The following is a 20,401-nucleotide window of genomic DNA, read 5'->3' as shown; positions in this document are numbered from 1 at the left end:
CAGGAAGCGTACTACCTGTTGGGAAATCGATTGACAATAGTATGATTGCTGTTGTTAATGATAGTGGACTTAGTATGTGGGGAGAAATCGGGGAAGTATATATTAAAAGTCCATACACAAGTAAAGGATATTTAGATGCAGGATTGACAAATCATTTATTTGTACAAAACCCATTAGTAATTGATAGCGAAGATATTGTTTGTAAAACAGGTGATATAGGACGTTACGATGCAGAAGGAAACTTAGAGATTTTAGGAAGGATTGATGATCAGATAAAGTTGCACGGAGTTCGTGTTGAGTTAGATGGAATTCGCAGTGCATTACTAAATTTAGAAGCTATAGGTCAAGTAGAATTAATTGTTCACAATGATAATACGGTAGATTCACTACTTTGTTACTATAGCGGAAGAGAATATAGCGTAAGCGAATTACGCGAATCCTTATCGCTAACTTTAGATAGAAGTAGTATTCCAGATTACTTTGTATATCTAGAAGAATTCCCATTAACGTTAAATGGAAAGGTAGACAAGCGCGCGTTACCTAAGCCATCTGAATTATTGAAGGGAAGTAACTATGAAGCCCCAGAAGGAGCTATAGAAGAATCGTTGAGCTTAATTTGGTCATCATTATTAAGTGTTCCATCAACGAGTATAGGCAGAAAAGACTCTTTCTTTGATTTAGGCGGATCATCATTAAAAGCCATGCAACTTATCACGCAGATCTACAAGAAACATGATGTACAATTGAGTGTAGGAGAAATCTTTAATTATCCGAATCTTAAAGCACAAGCTTTGTTAATATCAGAATCACAAGGCGCGTTATACAGTTCTATACCAAGGGTAGAATTACAAGATGATTATGCACTTTCACATGCACAACGAAGATTGTGGGTTCAAGAGACACAACAACAAAAAGGAGAGAATACCTATAATATTTTCATGCGTTACCAAATGGAAGGTGTATTGCAAGTTGAATCATTGCGACAAGCACTTATGCAAGTAATCGATCGCCATGAAAGTTTACGCACAATATTCATTTTAAAAGGTGGAGAGCCAAGACAAAAAATTCAATCAATAGATGAACAATCTTTTGTATTGGAAGTGATTGACCTTCAGGAGGAAAAAAACAGTAAAGCTGTAATTGATGCAGAAGTACAAAAATTAGTATGTTACTCTTTTGATCTTCAAAATGGACCGCTGATGAAAGTTAAGTTACTTAAACTAGCACCAGAAAGACACATGCTACTATTTGCTACGCATCACATTATTTCTGATGAATGGTCATTACAAATATTTGTAAAAGAAATCTTAACCATTTACAACGCATTACAAGCAAACGAAACATCAAATTTAGCTCCGTTAGCAATTCAGTATAAAGATTATGTAGTTTGGAAAGCACAAAAATTGACTGCTACAGGAACAGAAAGTCATCATGACTTTTGGATGAAGCAATTTGAAGGAGAAATACCTACATTATTAATACCTACTGATTTTCCTCGTCCAGCATTGCAAACATTCAACGGTTCAGAATTAGAATTTGAATTTTCAGAAGATATAGCAAGAAAATTTAAAAATTTACTACAAGAGCATAACACCACACTGTTTATGGGATTACTATCTGTAGTAAAAACGATTCTATATCACTACTCAGGACAAGAGGATATTATTGTAGGAACGCCAATAGCAGGAAGAGAACATCCAGACTTAGAAGGGCAAATAGGGTACTATTTAAACACATTAGCATTACGAAGTCAATTTGACCCAGCAACAAGGTATATAGATTTTCTTTCACAAATAAAGCAAACTGCACTAGAAGCTTTTGAACATCAAGAGTATCCGTTTGATATGCTTATTGATAATTTAAAGCTAAAGAAAGACCTCAGTAGATCTCCTTTATTTGATGTTGTTATGATTTTACAGAATGTAGATATACATAGAGAATCAGATTTAGAAATGAACGGAATTGTTGTCGAACCTATAAAAGAGCAGATGAACATTAGCAAAAGTGATCTTAGGTTTCAGTTTGCTGATTTAGGTCATAGTATTGGAGGTACTATAGAATACAATACTGATTTATTTAAAAAAGAACGAGTAGTACAACTTATTGAGCATATGAAAACTCTAATTACGCTTATAAGTATAGATGCTACACAACCTATCATAGATTTTGACTTTTTAACTGATGCAGAACGAGAAGAAGAAGAGCTAGCTTCCAACTTGTTTGGTTCTAACATCAGTAAAGACTTTTAACCAACACAATTTTATAATTAACTAAGATTTAAAACAAGAACTAATGAATAAAAATATTATTGGTATTTCTGCCTTTTACCATGATTCAGCATGTTGTATTATTCAAAATGGGAAATTAGTAGCTGCAGCTCAAGAAGAACGGTTTACCAGAAAGAAAAATGATCCAGACTTGCCTGTAAACGCATTTATGTATTGCTTGGAAGAAGCAGGTATAAGTATTGCAGATATAGATTGTATCGCTTACTATGAAGATCCAGTAAAAAAATCAGAACGTCAGTTATGGAGTGGGAGCAATAAAATTTCTACAGATTACATCTACGATATGGATCCAAAACACGTAACACAACAAATTCGTAAAGAATTAGGATACGATGGACCTATTAAGATTTATGAGCATCACCAATCACATGCTGCAAGTAGTTTTTACTTTTCAGGATTTGAATCTGCTGCCATTTTAACAGTAGATGGTGTTGGAGAATGGGCAACTACAACTTATGGAACAGGGAGAAACAACAAGGTAGAAATTTTTGAGGAGGTATCGTTTCCTGACTCATTAGGATTATTGTATAGTACAATAACAAGTTATCTAGGATTTAAAGTTAATAGTGGAGAATACAAAGTAATGGGGTTAGCCCCATATGGAAAAGATATTTACTTAGAGCAAATGCGTCAGTTATTAACTCTAAATGATAATGGGCAATACAGTTTGAATTTAAAATACTTCGACTTTTTAAGAGGTGAGTGTATGTATTCAGATGAATTACCTAAATTATTTGGAGTACCTGTACGAGAAAAGGATTCAGAAATGTTACAGGTACATATGGATATTGCAAAAAGTTTACAACGTTTCTTAGAAGAAACATTGATAAAAATAGCAAATTATTTACATTCAAAAACAGGAGAAGATAACTTGTGTATGGCAGGTGGAGTTGCACTAAACTGTGTAGCAAACGGTAAAATATTAAAAAATTCTCCTTTCAAAAAAATGTATGTGCAACCAGCAGCAAATGATTCAGGTTGTGCGTTGGGTGCGGCAGCTTTAGCATATACTGAATTATATCCTGATGATAAAATTGAACCACTTCATAATGTATACTTAGGCCCAAAAGCTACAGGAAAAGATATTGAAAATCTATTAAGCGCAACATCATTAAAGTATGATGATTGTAGAACAGAGAAAAATGCACTTGAAAAAGTTGCAGAAAAATTAGCAAAAGGAAAAGTAATTGGATGGTATAATGGTAGAATGGAGTTTGGACCAAGATCATTAGGTGCACGTTCTATCTTAGCAGATCCACGTGTATTAGATATGAGAGACCGTATCAATGCTATGGTGAAAAAGAGAGAAGGGTTTAGACCGTTTGCACCAGCGGTATTAGAAGATAAAATGTACGAGCATTTTGATATAGATCATCCATCACCTTTTATGTTGGAAACATGTCAGGTAAAATCACCAATAGATATGCCAGCTATAACACATGTTGATAATTCTGCTAGAATTCAATCAGTTAACGAACAAAATCCAAGGTTTTTACAATTACTACGTGAGTTTGATAAATTAACTAATTGTCCAATTCTACTAAACACATCATTTAATATAAAAGATGAACCAATTGTATGTACGCCAGAAGATGCTTTGATATGTTTTATTACAACAGATATAGACTGCTTAGTTTTAGAAGACTTCATTATTGATAAAGAAGGGAATGAAATTACCATGCTGGAAATGATAAACAATAACTTTACAGAAAGAGGACGCTTTGAGTTAAATCCTAATGTATATACATTTATTTAATCCTAAAAAAAGAAAAAATCATGTCAAGACCATCAGAATTACATAAAGCAGTAGCGACAGACTTAGCAACACTATTACCTATTACAGAAGAAAATAAACAAAAAGCTTTCGACTTAATGGAAAAGCTTGGGTATACAGAACAGCAAAAAGAAGAAGCTGCTTCGACTTCAGAAAACCCTTTTAAGTCACATGTAGGTATATACAAACCAGAATTGAAAGGTGGAAAAAAACACTATCAAAGAGATATCTTACTAAAAGATAGGTGGAGTTATTTTGCAGATGTACAAAGTATTCCACCAAAATCTGAAAAAAAACGTATTGTTTTATTAGGAGAGTCAGTTACGAGAGGTTTTTTATTAGACCCAGAATATACACCAGCAATTGTGTTGGATCAATTATTAAACTCAAACAAGGACAGTTTTGGATACGAACTTGTTGATTTAGCCGAAACCAATTTAGGTATGGCAGGGATCAAAGAACGTTATACTCAGTGTATGGATTTAGAGCCAGATATGGTGGTGTTTTTAGCAGGAAACAATTGGCGCGAAGACTTACTAATTGAAATTGGAGACAGTCAAGACAAGCAAGAAGCATTACAAGAGCTTACTCAGGGTAAAGATGGGATTGCCGTAGCAAAACCATTAATTGAAACATATTTCAGCTCAATTGTTGATGATTTTTTAGCATATGTAGGAGGAATTTCAAAAGAAAAAAATGTTCCTGTTGCATTTGCAATTCCAGAGTTTAATCTCTTAGACTGTAGAAGCACGCCAGGAGAACGCGTAGTTTCAGAATTGCCTTATGAAAAATTAAAAATGTGGATTGAAGCTAAAGAAAGTGCAGAAGTTCATCTTGCTTCAGGTGATATAAATACTTGTACTACTGAAGCTAAAAAAATGGTAGAAATTGATCCAAGTCACCCTTATGGGTTTGAACTCTTAGCTGATTGTAGTATTAAAAATGAAGCTTATAAAGAAGCAAGGTATTATTTAGAAATGGCGAGAGATACAGCTCTTTTCTGTAGAACAAATAGTAAGCCAAGAACTTTTAAAATAGTACAAGAAACCATTTTAGCAAAAGCAAAAAATCACGGAATTGAAGTGATTGACTTACCAGCAATTTTTAAAGCACACTTAGAGGGTAAAGTTCCAGGAAGAGATTTATTTTTAGACTATTGTCACTTTAGTGTTACAGGAATTCAAGTTGCTATGAATGCAGTGTATAAAGTAGTATTACAACAGTTTAACGATGAAAGAGATACACACAAAGATGTAACAAGTATAGTACCTTCAAATGAAGTAGTTGCGTTAGGGCATTTATTTGCAGCAATACACAATGCACACTGGGGGCAATCATATGATATTCTTTTGCATCACTGTTCAGAAGCATTATCGAAATGGAAAGATATTGCAAAAACAATGGTGTATTACTGTGATATGATAAGTAGAGGCGCAGCTAATAATGTATGTAAATCTTTAGAAAAAATTCTTGAAGATAATACTAAGTTAGATAGATATGTGCATGCCTTAGTTCCAGCAAGAAATATGAAAAATATGGAACTTGAATTGGTGGATGCTATGACAACTGTATTAAAATCTAATGGAGTTGATATTACTGATTATTTACTAAAAATTCGTTTGGATGAGCATAATATAAAAAATAGACGTATTAATTTATTACAAAATTATTACCACGCTACATCATATGACGAGTATCAAGGGCAAAAAACAGCATTTTTACAAGCAAGGGATATTAAATCTGACTTTTTCTTTGTCTCAGATGCAAAGAACGACGCAGACCTAACTATCTCTTTACGTATTCCAAGAATTGTTAAAGAGGATAAGGAAGAAGTAACCATTTATGTAAATAATACAGAGGTAACTAAAGCAGTAGTTAGCAGTAGCTGGAAAACGTATAATATAAACGTCTTGTCTAGTGCTCTTAAAAGTGGTGTTAATGTAGTTAAGATTAAATGGCCAATAGTTGCTACAGCTAAAGAGAATCAGAACAATAATTCTTCTACAGCAATATTAGATGCTGCTTTCCGTGTTTTTGGAGAGGTTTGTAATATGACAGTTTCAGGAAGGTAAAAACAAAAGAGTTGCTTAATGTATAAAATAGTCTTTACATGATAGTAAAAGATGAACTATACGAAAGAATTACCTTACTCTAATTTAAAAATAATATAAACGAATAATCTATTAAGGTAGAGGAATGAGGATACTTTATCAACTTTAAATGATAAGTAGTATCAATATAAAATATACCAATTTATAAAATATGTGTGGAATAAGTGGAATTTATAATTTTGATAGGGATCATGTTGCTGATGAAAGGGTTATAATTAGAATGACCGATAAGATACAACACCGTGGTCCTGATGATTCAGCTTGTCATATCGACGGTCATGTTGGCTTAGGTTTTGTAAGGCTAAGTATTATTGATTTAAGTCACGGAATGCAGCCTTTTTTTAGTCCTGATAAGTCAATTGTATTGACATGTAATGGAGAAATATTCAATTACAGAGAATTGCGTCAAAAAATGGAGAGTAAAGGATATACATTTAAGACAAACTGTGATATTGAAGTTATCGTATACCTCTATATGGAATATGGAACAGAGTTTTTGAACATGATTAATGGTCAATTTGCTTTTTGTTTGTATGATAAACGAAATGAGGTTTTATTTATGGCAAGAGATCACTTTGGAATTTGTCCTCTTTTTTATGCTAAATTGAATCATGCTTTGGTATATGGTTCAGAGATAAAGTCTGTTTTAGAGCATCCAGATGTAACTCGAAGAATTGATCATAAAGGGTTAGATCAAATTTTTACTTTCCCAGCGAATATTGCGCCAATTACATTTTTTGATGATGTAAAAAGTTTAGAGCCTGGACACTATGCTGTTTTAAAGAATAATAAACTAGAAGTTAAAGAATATTGGAATCTTGATTATCCTACAAAAGATTATGATTACGGTGAGAAATCAGAAGAATATTATATAGAAAACTTAAATGACTTACTCTTAAAATCGGTAAACTATCGTTTAAATGCTGATGTTCCTGTAGGTTTCTATCTTAGTGGTGGATTAGATTCATCTATGATTGGTGGAATGATGCGTCATTTAGATAAAACAAAAGAATTTAATTCATTTTCTATATGTTTTCCAAACACAGAAAACAAAGATATTAATGAACAACGTTTTCAACGTTTACTAAGTGAAAAGGTAAATTCAAAACACAATGAAGTACCATTTAAATGGGACGATTTTGAAAGTAAGCTACGAAATGTAATATACTATTCAGAATCTCCATTAAAAGAAACTTATAATATTTGTTCAATAGCTTTATCTGAACGAGCAAAAAGTGAAAAAATTAAGGTAGTTCTTTCAGGAGAAGGAGCTGATGAATTATTTGGAGGATATGCAGGATATAAATTTGACGGAAGACGTGAAGGAAACATAGGTTATAAAGATTTAGAACACCTACGAGAAGATGAGGTTAGGAAAAAGCTTTGGGGAAATCCAGATTTTATATACGAAAAAAATGAAAATGAATTTAGAGAAACGAAACAAGCATTGTATTCTCCACTATTAAACAAGTCGTATAAAGATTTTGATTGCTTAAATGAATCTGCTATTGACCACTCGCGTATAAAAGACAGGCATCATTTTCATCAACGTTCTTATGTGGATTTCAAGTTAAGGTTAGGAGGTCACTTAATTGCAGATCATGGAGATCGTATGACTTTAGCCAATAATGTAGAAGGGCGTTATCCGTTTTTAGATGTAGACCTTATCAATTTTGCTAAAACAATACCTCCATCATTGATGGTAAAAGATATGCAAGAGAAGTATATATTAAAAAAAGTAGCACAAAAGTATGTGCCTTCTGAAATAATTAACCGAGAAAAATTTGGGTTTGTTGCACCAGGTAGCCCACATTTATTAAAAACAAATAGCGAGTGGGTGAATGAATTACTATCGTACGATCGTATCAAAAGGCAAGGATATTTTAATCCAGATACAGTAGAACGTCTTAAAAAAATGTATAGTAGAGACGGATTTATCTTAAACCCACCTTATGATTTAGATTTGTTAATTATTGTACTAACATTCAATATGTTTATCGATGTTTTTGATGTGCCAAATGCTTCATAAACTTACTCTTCATTCTTAAAAAAATACTAAATGAATTTTGTCAAAACATTATTAAATAAATCCAAAAAAGCCTTGGGCTTTATGTTAATTCTAGGAATCTTTAATAGTATTCTTAATGCTGGATTATTAATTTTTATAAATAATACAATAATAAACGAACCTATTCCTTTTTTTCCAGAATATGACTGGGCACTTTTTATTGCTATAATTTTAGCATCGTTAGTATGCTCTCGTTTCTTTCAAACATACATGATAAAATTAACCAATAATTTATTGTTCGATTTTGAAATTATGATTCTAAAAAAGTTACGTATGGCTTCTTATCAAGATTTTGAAGAAATAGGAAATGAAAAAATATATACTGCAATTAATGATACAAAAGTACTAGGGAGTGTTCCAGAAGTATTTATGAATGGTTTTAATTCACTTATAGTAATTCTTTGTTGTTTTGGTTATCTTTTTTATATTTCTCCAATAGGAGCAAGTCTAGTAGTGGCAACTATGGTATTATTACTTGTTTTCTATTTAATTAGAAACAATGCTATAGAAAAAGAGCTAAATGAGCGAAGAGATTTACAAAATACATATTATCAATATTTAGCAGATATGTTACAAGGCTTCAAAGAATTAAAAATGGGAGTTTTGAGAAACAATAATATCTTTAATAAGTTCTTAGTAAAAAATAGAGTTAAAGGAAAAAATATAGCTATAGATACTTCTGTAAAGTACATGGATAATGAGTTAACAGGATATTACAGTTGGTACATTATTTTAGGAATAATAATGTTTGTGTTACCAGGTTACTTTAATGTAAATACACAGAAGACAACAGCTTTTTTGGTTACAATTTTATATTTAATTGGTCCTGTAGCTGTTTTAATTACTTTAATTCCAACTTATACAATGGTTAAAATATCAGCGCAACGTCTAAATCTTATTGAACAAATGTTAGATCCAATTCAAGACAGCATCGTTCCAAGTAAATTAGAAAACTCGCAACCATTTGAAGAAATAAGATTTAAAGATGTAACCTATTTCTATAATAATGAAGAGAAGAATCAGAAATTTTACTTACAACCAATAAACCTAACTATCAAAAAAGGAGAAATCATATTTATTACTGGAGGGAATGGAAGTGGTAAAAGTACATTTGGAAACCTGCTCACAGGATTATATGAACCATATGAAGGTGAAGTTTATTTTAATAATCAAAAAATTGATTCAAGTCAATTAATGTATTATAGTGATAAAATTTCAGCAGTATTTACAACAAATTATATCTTTAGTGAAAATTACGATGAGTTTGAGCTAAAAGAAGATAACGAAATATTAAGGTCTCATATTAATATGATGAAGATGGAAGATGTTCTTCACCTTGATAAAGAACGAAATACATTTGATAAAAACTTATCGAAAGGACAACAAAAAAGGTTAGCACTTATATATGCTCTATTGGAAGATAAAGATATTATTGTACTTGATGAATGGGCAGCTGAGCAAGACCCAAGATTTAGAAAATATTTCTATGAAGAAATACTGCCACGTCTTAAAAAGCAAGGAAAAACAATTATAGCTATTACACATGATGATGAATATTTTGATAGAGCAACTAGAGTTATCAAATTTAATTTCGGAAAAATAGTAAGCGATAAAGACAACTTGGCACAATTTATGACTAATGAAGGAGTAAAGACTATAAATTAAGTAGGAAAAAGAATTAAACATGGTAAATTTATTTTGTTTACATTTTGCAGGAGGAAACAAATATTCCTATATCCCTTTTGAAGAATATATAAGTAAAAGTATAAACTTAATTACACTAGAACTTCCAGGAAGAGGCAAAAGATTTGAAGAACCATTACAAATAGATATTCATAAGATAGTAGATGATTTATTCGAACAATTAAAAGGAAATGAGTTTAAACCGTATGCTATTTTTGGGCATAGTATGGGAGCAATTCTAACGTATTTATTGGCGCATAAAATAGATAAAAGCGATTTCCCTAATCCACTTCATTTATTTGTTTCTGGTTGTAGAGCTCCAAAAGTTGAAAGAAAACCACCTTTTTACAATGATTTACCAAAAGATGAATTTGTTGAAAAGATTAGAAAAATGGGAGGATGTCCAGAAGAAATTTTACAAAATGATGAACTAATGGCAATTTTTGAACCTTCTTTAAGAGCTGATTTTAAAGTAATAGAAACCTACAAATACAAAAAGCAAGACTCTTTAAATATACCAATTACTGTGCTTATAGGTAACAAAGATAAAGTAACATGGCAAGAAGCAAAAGATTGGCAACAAGAAACGACACACACAATAGATATTAAAGAATTTGAAGGGAATCATTTTTTCATTTTCGATCATAAAAAAGAAATAACAGCATTATTTAACTATTATATAAAAACAAAAACCTTATTGAATAATTATTAAAATTCATATTATGAACATAAACATTAAAAACTTAGCAGCAACAGTATTAGTAACATTATTTGTTATCACTTCAGTAACAGCTCAAAAGAAAACAAAATTAGACATTAAAACTAATTTAGTGTTAACTTACTCAGCAATGGGGCCTAAAGGAAGTAAAGTATTATTTCCATTAGAAATTAAAGAGATGAATGATGAAGAGGTTACTTTAGAATACACTATGGTTAATGGAAAAAAGAAGATTTCAGGAAAATGGATTATTTCTGAGGACGGGCTTGAAAAAGGAGAATACCTTAATTGGCAACCTTTAAACCCTTCAGAAGAAAGAATACTTCCAAAAGATCAAACTATATTTTCTGTGTCAAGAAAATTTTTTGATGAAATAAAAAGTAAAAAAACAGCAACATATGATGATAAAGTTTTTGAATTGAAAAATATGCCTAAGGGAGAAGAAATTAAAATAGGAAAAAAAATTATAGATGCTATATATGTAGTTGAAAAAGAAGGAGAATTGGCATACTGGATTTTAAATAACAGAGACCTTCCATTTATTATCAACACAAAAGGAAGTCAAGGGCCAGTTTTTACACTTTTTGAAGTAGGAACGGGAGAGTAAAAAACTATTTATAAACGATAACCAAATAATACTAAAATGTATTTAAAAAAGCTTTTTTAAATACATTTTAGTATTAGTATAAAAATTCTATGCGAGTTTATTATACTAAATTAAATCAGCCGCTAACTACAGGAAATTATCAAAGGTATCTTAACCAGATGCCTCCTGTTATTCAACAAAAAATCCGTAGCTATAAAAACTGGGAAGATGCCCATACTTCTTTAGTAGGTAAATTACTTCTGATACAAGCCTTAAAAGATATTGGACTACCTAATGTTGATCTTTCTATATTAAAATATAACCAATACGGTAGACCGTATATTTCTGAAAAAATAGATTTTAACATTTCACACTCTGAAACTTTAGTAACTTGTGTAATTAACATGCAAGGTAGTGTTGGAATAGATGTTGAAAAAATTAAACCTATTGATAAAACAGATTTTTATGATTGTTGGACACCAAAAGAAACCGAAGCAATCTACAAAGAGCCAAAAGAGTACCATACTTTTTACACCTATTGGACAAAAAAAGAAGCTTTGGTAAAGGCTGTCGGAGACGGATTAAATATTCCGCTAAAAAACATTGAAATTACGGCAAATCATGCAACTATAGTAAATAATGGAAAGTGGTACTTAAAAGAGGTATTACTTTCTGAAAAATATATAGCTCATATAGCTACCAAAGAGCCATATAACTTCCCTATAGTCTTAATACAAAAGGAATATATATAAGCTGAATTTTTCATAAAAGCTTATAAACGATTCAAACATTCTCAAAAATAAGTCAAATTCTTAAAGAATAGATTTTTCGCTTTTGCAATACACGCAAGAGGGAGTAATATTATAATATCTTATGTACAGTAATACTACTTTAGTAGATGTTCTAGAAAATGCTGCATTAGCAAAAACTGGGGTTACATTTATTCGTTCATCAAGTGACGAATTGACGCATTCGTATCAAGAATTGAAGAACAAAGCATTGTTTACACTGCATAACCTACAAGGTTTTGGAGTGCAATCAGGTGATGAAGTTGTGATTCAAATAAGTGATAATGCAGATTTTTTACAAGTTTTTTGGGCATGTATCTTAGGAAAAATGATTCCAGTTCCTGTTGCTATTGGAAGACAAGCAGGACACAAGCATAAACTATATAATATTTGGAAAAAACTGAATAACCCTTTCCTAGTATGTGACAAAGACTTATTGGACAAAATGTTATCTGATAAAAGTGATGAAGTTACTGACGTAGCATATCACAAAATAGCAAAAGCAACATTAGTTACTACTGACGCAATTTTGGAAAAATCACAAGGAACTATAGATACCAGCATTCTTCCAGATGATATTGCATATATTCAATTCTCATCAGGTTCTACAGGTAACCCTAAAGGAGTTGTACTTACACATGCAAACCTAGTAGCAAACATTGTTGATATTGCTAGTCGTTCACAAATTATCAAATCAGATCGTTCACTAAGTTGGTTACCGCTTACACATGATATGGGACTTATTTGTTTTCATCTATCATGTACGTTAAAGAAAATAGAACAATTTCTTTTACCAACTACACTTTTTATAAGGCGACCATTACTATGGATGGAAAAAGCAAGCGAACATAAAGCGAGTCTACTTTATTCCCCAAATTTTGGTTTCCAATACATACTATCAGCAATTGCTACAACAAAAAATGCAATTGATTGGAACCTTTCCAGTGTTCGAATTATATACAATGGGGCTGAACCAATTTCATGGAAATTGTGTAATCAATTTTTACAAGAAATGGATCAGTTTCAATTATCATCATCTGTATTGTATCCTGGCTATGGTTTGGCAGAAGCATGTGTAGCAGTCACACTTCCAATTGTAGGAAAACCTTTTAAAAGCTACTTTGTAGACCGTGATTACTTAAAAGTTGGAGATAAAATAGTAGAAGTAAATGATTCATGTGATTCTAACAGTACTTCTTTTGTACAAGTTGGAAGAGCAATAGAACAATGTCAGCTTCGAATAACAAATGATTTTGATAAAGTACTTGACGATAAACATATTGGGCACATTCAAATTAAAGGAGCAAATGTAACACAAGGGTATTATAATGACTTAGAAACAAGTGTAGCATGTAAAACAAAAGATTATTGGCACAGAACAGGTGATTTAGGTTTTTTATATGAAGGAGCCTTGGTTATAACTGGACGAGCTAAAAATTTAATTATTATCAATGGTCAAAATATATATCCACAAGATATTGAAGAGATTGTATCTGAAAAACTTCATTTAAAACCAGGAGTTGTAGTTGCATGTAGTGCTAGAAAAGATATAAACCATTCAGAGGAATTACTAATTTTTGTTCAACAACGCCGTGTTACAGAGGAGTTTATATCCATGGCTTGGAATATAAAAAGAGAAGTACTTAATGAACTGAATATATCAGTAGAACAAGTAATTGCAGTAAGAAGTATTCCAAAAACAACAAGTGGAAAGGTTCAACACTATCAATTAGTACAACAATACCTTAACGGAGATTATCAAGGTCAAATTCAAGAGGTTGCTCAATTAGAACAGCAACTAATAAAAAGAGAAAATAAAAACTCTAATTCATTAGAAGAGAAACTATGGTCAATAGCAAAAAGTATATTGAAAAATAATACTTTAAAAGTTTCTCAAAACTTCTTTACAGACGGATTTAATAGTCTAAAAGCAACAGCATTATTATCAAGGATTCACCAATTAGGGTATCAAATATCAATAGAAACACTTTTTAAGAATGCAAGTGTAACAGCATTAACAGAGTACCTTAAGAATGAAAACCTTGAATACATAGACCAAATTAAAGCTACTGAAGTAAAATCAAAATACCCATTAACGCAAGGGCAAAAAAGGTTTTGGATGTTTCACCAGTTCAATCAAAATACAGCAGCTCACATTGCAAGTATTTCAGAAATCAAAGGGAAATTCAATCCAACAGCTTTTATAAAATCTATGAATACGATTGTAGATCGTCATGATAGTTTACGAACAGTTTTTAGGGTAACAGGAGATGAAGTTTATCAATATATCATACCCTCTTCGACATTTGATTTTGAAGTTGGTATGTTAGATTTTAGTAATGAGTCAGAGCCTATTAAAGAAGCAAAGTCTCATGCGTTTAGTATAGCTAACAGTAGTTTTGATTTATCAGAAGGGCCATTATTACGAGTAGATTTAATCAAGGTATCTTCATCTCACTACTATTTTGTTTTTGTAATTCATCATATTATTAGTGATGGTTGGTCTATTGATATTATTAGTAAAGAATTACAGTCTTTATATAAAACCTACAGTTTAGGTAACCAGTCACCACTTCCACCGCTTCGTATACAATACAAAGATTATGTTACTTGGTATAAAAATTATGAATCAAGCGGAGCTTATGAAACTTCACGTGCTTATTGGCTAGAGCGATTTTCGGGAGAATTACCAAGTTTAGAGTTACCATTTGCGAACCAAGGTGGTGATGCATTATCTTTTTCAGGAGCTTATTTACATCATAGTTTTGACACAAAAATTAGTAAAAATCTAAAAGAATTATGTGCATCTCATCATGTAACTACGTTTACAGGCATAATGAGTGTATTGAGTAGTTTATTTTATGAATTAACGGGAAATACAGACCTTATAATAGGTACAGATACAGCAGGGAGAATTCATCAAGATTTAGAAAATCAAGTAGGTTATTACTTAAATTTATTACCTATTAGAATTGATTTTACAAGAGAAAACAACTTTATAGACTTATTAGGAATAGTCCATAAAGAATTATTAGCAGGTTATAACCATCAATCATACCCTTTTGACACCTTAATTTCAGAATTAGGATTAGCTCGAAACAATGGTAAACTTCCTTTGTTAGATGTGTTAGTGTTATTTCAAAACTTTGAAAACGCTTTAGGTTTCAATGATCTAATAGAAGGTGTAAATATTACTAGTGAAACGATAGAAACACCAACAAGTCTTAACGATTTACTTTTAGAATTTAATGAAAGAGGAGATGAGTTATCATTAACTATTCGTTACAATACGGCAATTTATAACAAAGCACAGCTACAAATTTTTATAGAAGCTTTAGAAAATATTTTATCAATTGTTGTAGAAAAACCAACGACCTCTATTACAAATTATAGTTTACTATCGAAACAAGAAGCATTAACGATAGCATCCTTTAGTAAAGGAAAAGTAGAGCAGTATGAAGTAGGTTCGGTTATAGAGTTATTTAGGAAGCAAGCGTTACAAACACCAAATTCAAAATGTTTAAGCTATGAAGATAAAAGCCTTACCTATGAAGAACTAGAGTCATTATCGAATCAACTATCAGATCAATTAATAAAAGACTATAATGTACAAAGAGGAAGCGTAATAGGCTTAATGACCAATCGCGGCTTTGATATGATTATAGGAATGCTTGGCGTTTTAAAATCAGGAGGAGCCTATGTACCAATTGATAGTGAATATCCAACAGCACGAAAAAACTACTTAATATCCAATAGCGGATTAGAAGTACTTATTAAAAGTGAAGGAATAGTAAGTACCACAACTGTTTCAACACTAACTATAGATACAGAAGAATTATCAAAGTACAATAATAACTTCAAAGGAATTATACCAATAGGTACAGATATCGCATATATAATGTACACATCAGGAACTACAGGTACCCCTAAAGGAGTTGTTATTAATCACGATTCGTTATTTGATTATGTAGTAACATTTAAAAATTACTTTAAGCTAACAAAAAATGACGTTGTTATCCAACAATCATCATTTTCGTTTGATACAAGTGTTGAAGAAATTTACCCAATACTTAGTGTTGGAGGCGAATTAGTTTTAACAACCTTAGGAGGAAAAGATGTCGCAAAGCTAGTATCACTTACAAAAAAACATCAAGCAACATTACTTAGTAGTACACCATTGGTAATACAAGGTGTTAATGAACTATTAGAAAGTAACAATCTCCCGTCATTACGTGTTTTAATTAGCGGGGGAGATGCATTACAATTAGAATATGTTTCAAACTATTCATCAAGAGTAGCAATATATAATACTTATGGACCTACAGAAGGTACCGTTTGTACGAGTTATTATAAACTAAAACAAACGAGTGTTTCTAATTGTATTGGTTCACCAATATCAAATAGAAGTATTTATATCTGTAATGCTGATTTGGCATTACAACCAAAATTTGTAATAGGCGAATTATATTTAGGAGGAAGAGGAGTCGCAGTAGGTTATCACAATCAAGTTGAACTTACAGCAGAACGTTTTATAGAGAACCCTTTTGGAGAAGGGAAACTATACAAAACAGGAGATCTTGGATATTGGGATAATGAAGGAAATATTCATTTTATAGGCCGCAAAGATGATCAATTAAAAATACGCGGATATCGTGTAGAAACTCAGGAAGTAGCCAATGCTATGTTACAGGTTAAAGGGGTGTATGACAGTTATGTGGTAGGTTACAAATCTCACAACACACAACATTTAGCGGCTTACTTTACAGGAACTTGTTCAGAAGCTAGTTTGCGTGAAGCATTACGAAAAGAGCTACCAGACTATATGGTTCCGACATATTTTGTAGCATTAGAATCGTTGCCAATGACAACGAATGGTAAAATAGCAAGGAAGGAGTTACCCGATCCAATTCAGGTACAAGAAAAAGTATATAGAGAAGCTAGAAATGAGAGAGACCAGAAGCTTATTAATATTTGGAAAAAGGTATTAAAAGTAGAAGCAATTGGTATTACAGACAACTTTTTTGAACTCGGCGGACACTCATTAAAAGGAGTTCAAATAGCTAGTAGAATTCAACAAGAGTTTTCAGTATCGATAGGATTAAAAGAAATATTCATGTATCCAATATTGGAAGAGCAATCAAACATATTGGCAACGATGGAGAAATCTTCTTATGAGTCAATTCCAGTAGCATCAATACAAGAGAGTTATCCTTTATCTTATGCACAACGAAGATTATGGTTTTTAGATCAATTAGGAGTAGCAAAGCAATCATTTAACTTATGTTGGTTGTGTGATATTGAGTTAGGAAGTAAAACCTTCAATCCAACAGCTTTTATAAAATCTATGAATACGATTGTAAATCGTCATGATAGTTTACGAACAGTTTTTAGGGTAACAGGAGATGAAGTTTATCAATATATCATACCCTCTTCGACATTTGATTTTGAAGTTGGTATGTTAGATTTTAGTAATGAGTCAGAGCCTATTAAAGAAGCAAAGTCTCATGCGTTTAGTATAGCTAACAGTAGTTTTGATTTATCAGAAGGGCCATTATTACGAGTAGATTTAATCAAGGTATCTTCATCTCACTACTATTTTGTTTTTGTAATTCATCATATTATTAGTGATGGTTGGTCTATTGATATTATTAGTAAAGAATTACAGTCTTTATATAAAACCTACAGTTTAGGTAACCAGTCACCACTTCCACCGCTTCGTATACAATACAAAGATTATGTTACTTGGTATAAAAATTATGAATCAAGCGGAGCTTATGAAACTTCACGTGCTTATTGGCTAGAGCGATTTTCGGGAGAATTACCAAGTTTAGAGTTACCATTTGCGAACCAAGGTGGTGATGCATTATCTTTTTCAGGAGCTTATTTACATCATAGTTTTGACACAAAAATTAGTAAAAATCTAAAAGAATTATGTGCATCTCATCATGTAACTACGTTTACAGGCATAATGAGTGTATTGAGTAGTTTATTTTATGAATTAACGGGAAATACAGACCTTATAATAGGTACAGATACAGCAGGGAGAATTCATCAAGATTTAGAAAATCAAGTAGGTTATTACTTAAATTTATTACCTATTAGAATTGATTTTACAAGAGAAAACAACTTTATAGACTTATTAGGAATAGTCCATAAAGAATTATTAGCAGGTTATAACCATCAATCATACCCTTTTGACACCTTAATTTCAGAATTAGGATTAGCTCGAAACAATGGTAAACTTCCTTTGTTAGATGTGTTAGTGTTATTTCAAAACTTTGAAAACGCTTTAGGTTTCAATGATCTAATAGAAGGTGTAAATATTACTAGTGAAACGATAGAAACACCAACAAGTCTTAACGATTTACTTTTAGAATTTAATGAAAGAGGAGATGAGTTATCATTAACTATTCGTTACAATACGGCAATTTATAACAAAGCACAGCTACAAATTTTTATAGAAGCTTTAGAAAATATTTTATCAATTGTTGTAGAAAAACCAACGACCTCTATTACAAATTATAGTTTACTATCGAAACAAGAAGCATTAACGATAGCATCCTTTAGTAAAGGAAAAGTAGAGCAGTATGAAGTAGGTTCGGTTATAGAGTTATTTAGGAAGCAAGCGTTACAAACACCAAATTCAAAATGTTTAAGCTATGAAGATAAAAGCCTTACCTATGAAGAACTAGAGTCATTATCGAATCAACTATCAGATCAATTAATAAAAGACTATAATGTACAAAGAGGAAGCGTAATAGGCTTAATGACCAATCGCGGCTTTGATATGATTATAGGAATGCTTGGCGTTTTAAAATCAGGAGGAGCCTATGTACCAATTGATAGTGAATATCCAACAGCACGAAAAAACTACTTAATATCCAATAGCGGATTAGAAGTACTTATTAAAAGTGAAGGAATAGTAAGTACCACAACTGTTTCAACACTAACTATAGATACAGAAGAATTATCAAAGTACAATAATAACTTCAAAGGAATTATACCAATAGGTACAGATATCGCATATATAATGTACACATCAGGAACTACAGGTACCCCTAAAGGAGTTGTTATTAATCACGATTCGTTATTTGATTATGTAGTAACATTTAAAAATTACTTTAAGCTAACAAAAAATGACGTTGTTATCCAACAATCATCATTTTCGTTTGATACAAGTGTTGAAGAAATTTACCCAATACTTAGTGTTGGAGGCGAATTAGTTTTAACAACCTTAGGAGGAAAAGATGTCGCAAAGCTAGTATCACTTACAAAAAAACATCAAGCAACATTACTTAGTAGTACACCATTGGTAATACAAGGTGTTAATGAACTATTAGAAAGTAACAATCTCCCGTCATTACGTGTTTTAATTAGCGGGGGAGATGCATTACAATTAGAATATGTTTCAAACTATTCATCAAGAGTAGCAATATATAATACTTATGGACCTACAGAAGGTACCGTTTGTACGAGTTATTATAAACTAAAACAAACGAGTGTTTCTAATTGTATTGGTTCACCAATATCAAATAGAAGTATTTATATCTGTAATGCTGATTTGGCATTACAACCAAAATTTGTAATAGGCGAATTATATTTAGGAGGAAGAGGAGTCGCAGTAGGTTATCACAATCAAGTTGAACTTACAGCAGAACGTTTTATAGAGAACCCTTTTGGAGAAGGGAAACTATACAAAACAGGAGATCTTGGATATTGGGATAATGAAGGAAATATTCATTTTATAGGCCGCAAAGATGATCAATTAAAAATACGCGGATATCGTGTAGAAACTCAGGAAGTAGCCAATGCTATGTTACAGGTTAAAGGGGTGTATGACAGTTATGTGGTAGGTTACAAATCTCACAACACACAACATTTAGCGGCTTACTTTACAGGAACTTGTTCAGAAGCTAGTTTGCGTGAAGCATTACGAAAAGAGCTACCAGACTATATGGTTCCGACATATTTTGTAGCATTAGAATCGTTGCCAATGACAACGAATGGTAAAATAGCAAGGAAGGAGTTACCCGATCCAATTCAGGTACAAGAAAAAGTATATAGAGAAGCTAGAAATGAGAGAGACCAGAAGCTTATTAATATTTGGAAAAAGGTATTAAAAGTAGAAGCAATTGGTATTACAGACAACTTTTTTGAACTCGGCGGACACTCATTAAAAGGAGTTCAAATAGCTAGTAGAATTCAACAAGAGTTTTCAGTATCGATAGGATTAAAAGAAATATTCATGTATCCAATATTGGAAGAGCAATCAAACATATTGGCAACGATGGAGAAATCTTCTTATGAGTCAATTCCAGTAGCATCAATACAAGAGAGTTATCCTTTATCTTATGCACAACGAAGATTATGGTTTTTAGATCAATT

Annotated in this window: 9 protein-coding genes; all 9 read left to right on the top strand. The window is 31.7% G+C overall.

The window, feature by feature from the left end:
* On the top strand, positions 1-2,249 hold a 2,249-nt coding region (locus ACKTSW_RS08140), incomplete at its 5' end, for a condensation domain-containing protein (RefSeq protein WP_408024783.1).
* Positions 2,250-2,292: 43 nt separating this feature from the next.
* Positions 2,293-4,044 carry a carbamoyltransferase family protein gene (locus tag ACKTSW_RS08135; protein ID WP_408024782.1) on the top strand — a complete coding sequence of 584 codons (1,752 nt, stop codon included), beginning with the start codon at positions 2,293-2,295 and terminating at the stop codon, positions 4,042-4,044.
* 20 nt (positions 4,045-4,064) lie between these two features.
* Positions 4,065-6,134, top strand: coding sequence for a hypothetical protein (locus ACKTSW_RS08130; RefSeq protein ID WP_408024781.1), 2,070 nt, complete (start codon positions 4,065-4,067; stop codon positions 6,132-6,134).
* A gap of 190 nt (positions 6,135-6,324) precedes the next feature.
* Complete coding sequence (gene asnB, locus ACKTSW_RS08125; RefSeq protein WP_408024780.1) at positions 6,325-8,202, top strand: asparagine synthase (glutamine-hydrolyzing); 1,878 nt, start codon at positions 6,325-6,327, stop codon at positions 8,200-8,202.
* A 30-nt stretch (positions 8,203-8,232) separates the two neighbouring features.
* Positions 8,233-9,906, top strand: a complete 1,674-nt coding sequence (locus tag ACKTSW_RS08120; protein WP_408024779.1) for a cyclic peptide export ABC transporter — start codon at positions 8,233-8,235, stop codon at positions 9,904-9,906.
* A 19-nt stretch (positions 9,907-9,925) separates the two neighbouring features.
* The gene (locus ACKTSW_RS08115; protein WP_408024778.1) at positions 9,926-10,636 is read left to right on the top strand and encodes a thioesterase II family protein; all 711 of its coding nucleotides are present in this window, start codon (positions 9,926-9,928) and stop codon (positions 10,634-10,636) included.
* A gap of 10 nt (positions 10,637-10,646) precedes the next feature.
* The gene (locus ACKTSW_RS08110; RefSeq protein WP_408024777.1) at positions 10,647-11,249 is read left to right on the top strand and encodes a hypothetical protein; all 603 of its coding nucleotides are present in this window, start codon (positions 10,647-10,649) and stop codon (positions 11,247-11,249) included.
* 89 nt (positions 11,250-11,338) lie between these two features.
* Positions 11,339-11,980: a 4'-phosphopantetheinyl transferase family protein gene (locus ACKTSW_RS08105; RefSeq protein WP_408024776.1), complete on the top strand. Its 642-nt coding sequence runs from the start codon at positions 11,339-11,341 to the stop codon at positions 11,978-11,980.
* Between the two features lie 121 nt (positions 11,981-12,101).
* Positions 12,102-20,401, top strand: an 8,300-nt coding sequence (locus ACKTSW_RS08100) for an amino acid adenylation domain-containing protein (RefSeq protein WP_408024775.1), incomplete at its 3' end; no start/stop codon positions are given.

The sequence above is a fragment of the Tenacibaculum sediminilitoris genome (assembly GCF_964513795.1).
Lineage (GTDB): Bacteria > Bacteroidota > Bacteroidia > Flavobacteriales > Flavobacteriaceae > Polaribacter > Polaribacter sediminilitoris.
Note: the sequence above shows the minus strand (reverse complement) of the source record. Positions and strands in the feature narration are given on the sequence as shown.

Excerpts from the sequence above, each read along its gene's own strand:
- ACKTSW_RS08135 (WP_408024782.1), top strand. The coding sequence starts at position 2,293 with ATGAATAAAAATATTATTGGTATTTCTGCCTTTTACCATGATTCAGCA.
- ACKTSW_RS08115 (WP_408024778.1), top strand. The coding sequence starts at position 9,926 with ATGGTAAATTTATTTTGTTTACATTTTGCAGGAGGAAACAAATATTCC.
- ACKTSW_RS08130 (WP_408024781.1), top strand. The coding sequence starts at position 4,065 with ATGTCAAGACCATCAGAATTACATAAAGCAGTAGCGACAGACTTAGCA.
- ACKTSW_RS08120 (WP_408024779.1), top strand. The coding sequence starts at position 8,233 with ATGAATTTTGTCAAAACATTATTAAATAAATCCAAAAAAGCCTTGGGC.
- ACKTSW_RS08110 (WP_408024777.1), top strand. The coding sequence starts at position 10,647 with ATGAACATAAACATTAAAAACTTAGCAGCAACAGTATTAGTAACATTA.
- ACKTSW_RS08105 (WP_408024776.1), top strand. The coding sequence starts at position 11,339 with ATGCGAGTTTATTATACTAAATTAAATCAGCCGCTAACTACAGGAAAT.
- asnB (WP_408024780.1), top strand. The coding sequence starts at position 6,325 with ATGTGTGGAATAAGTGGAATTTATAATTTTGATAGGGATCATGTTGCT.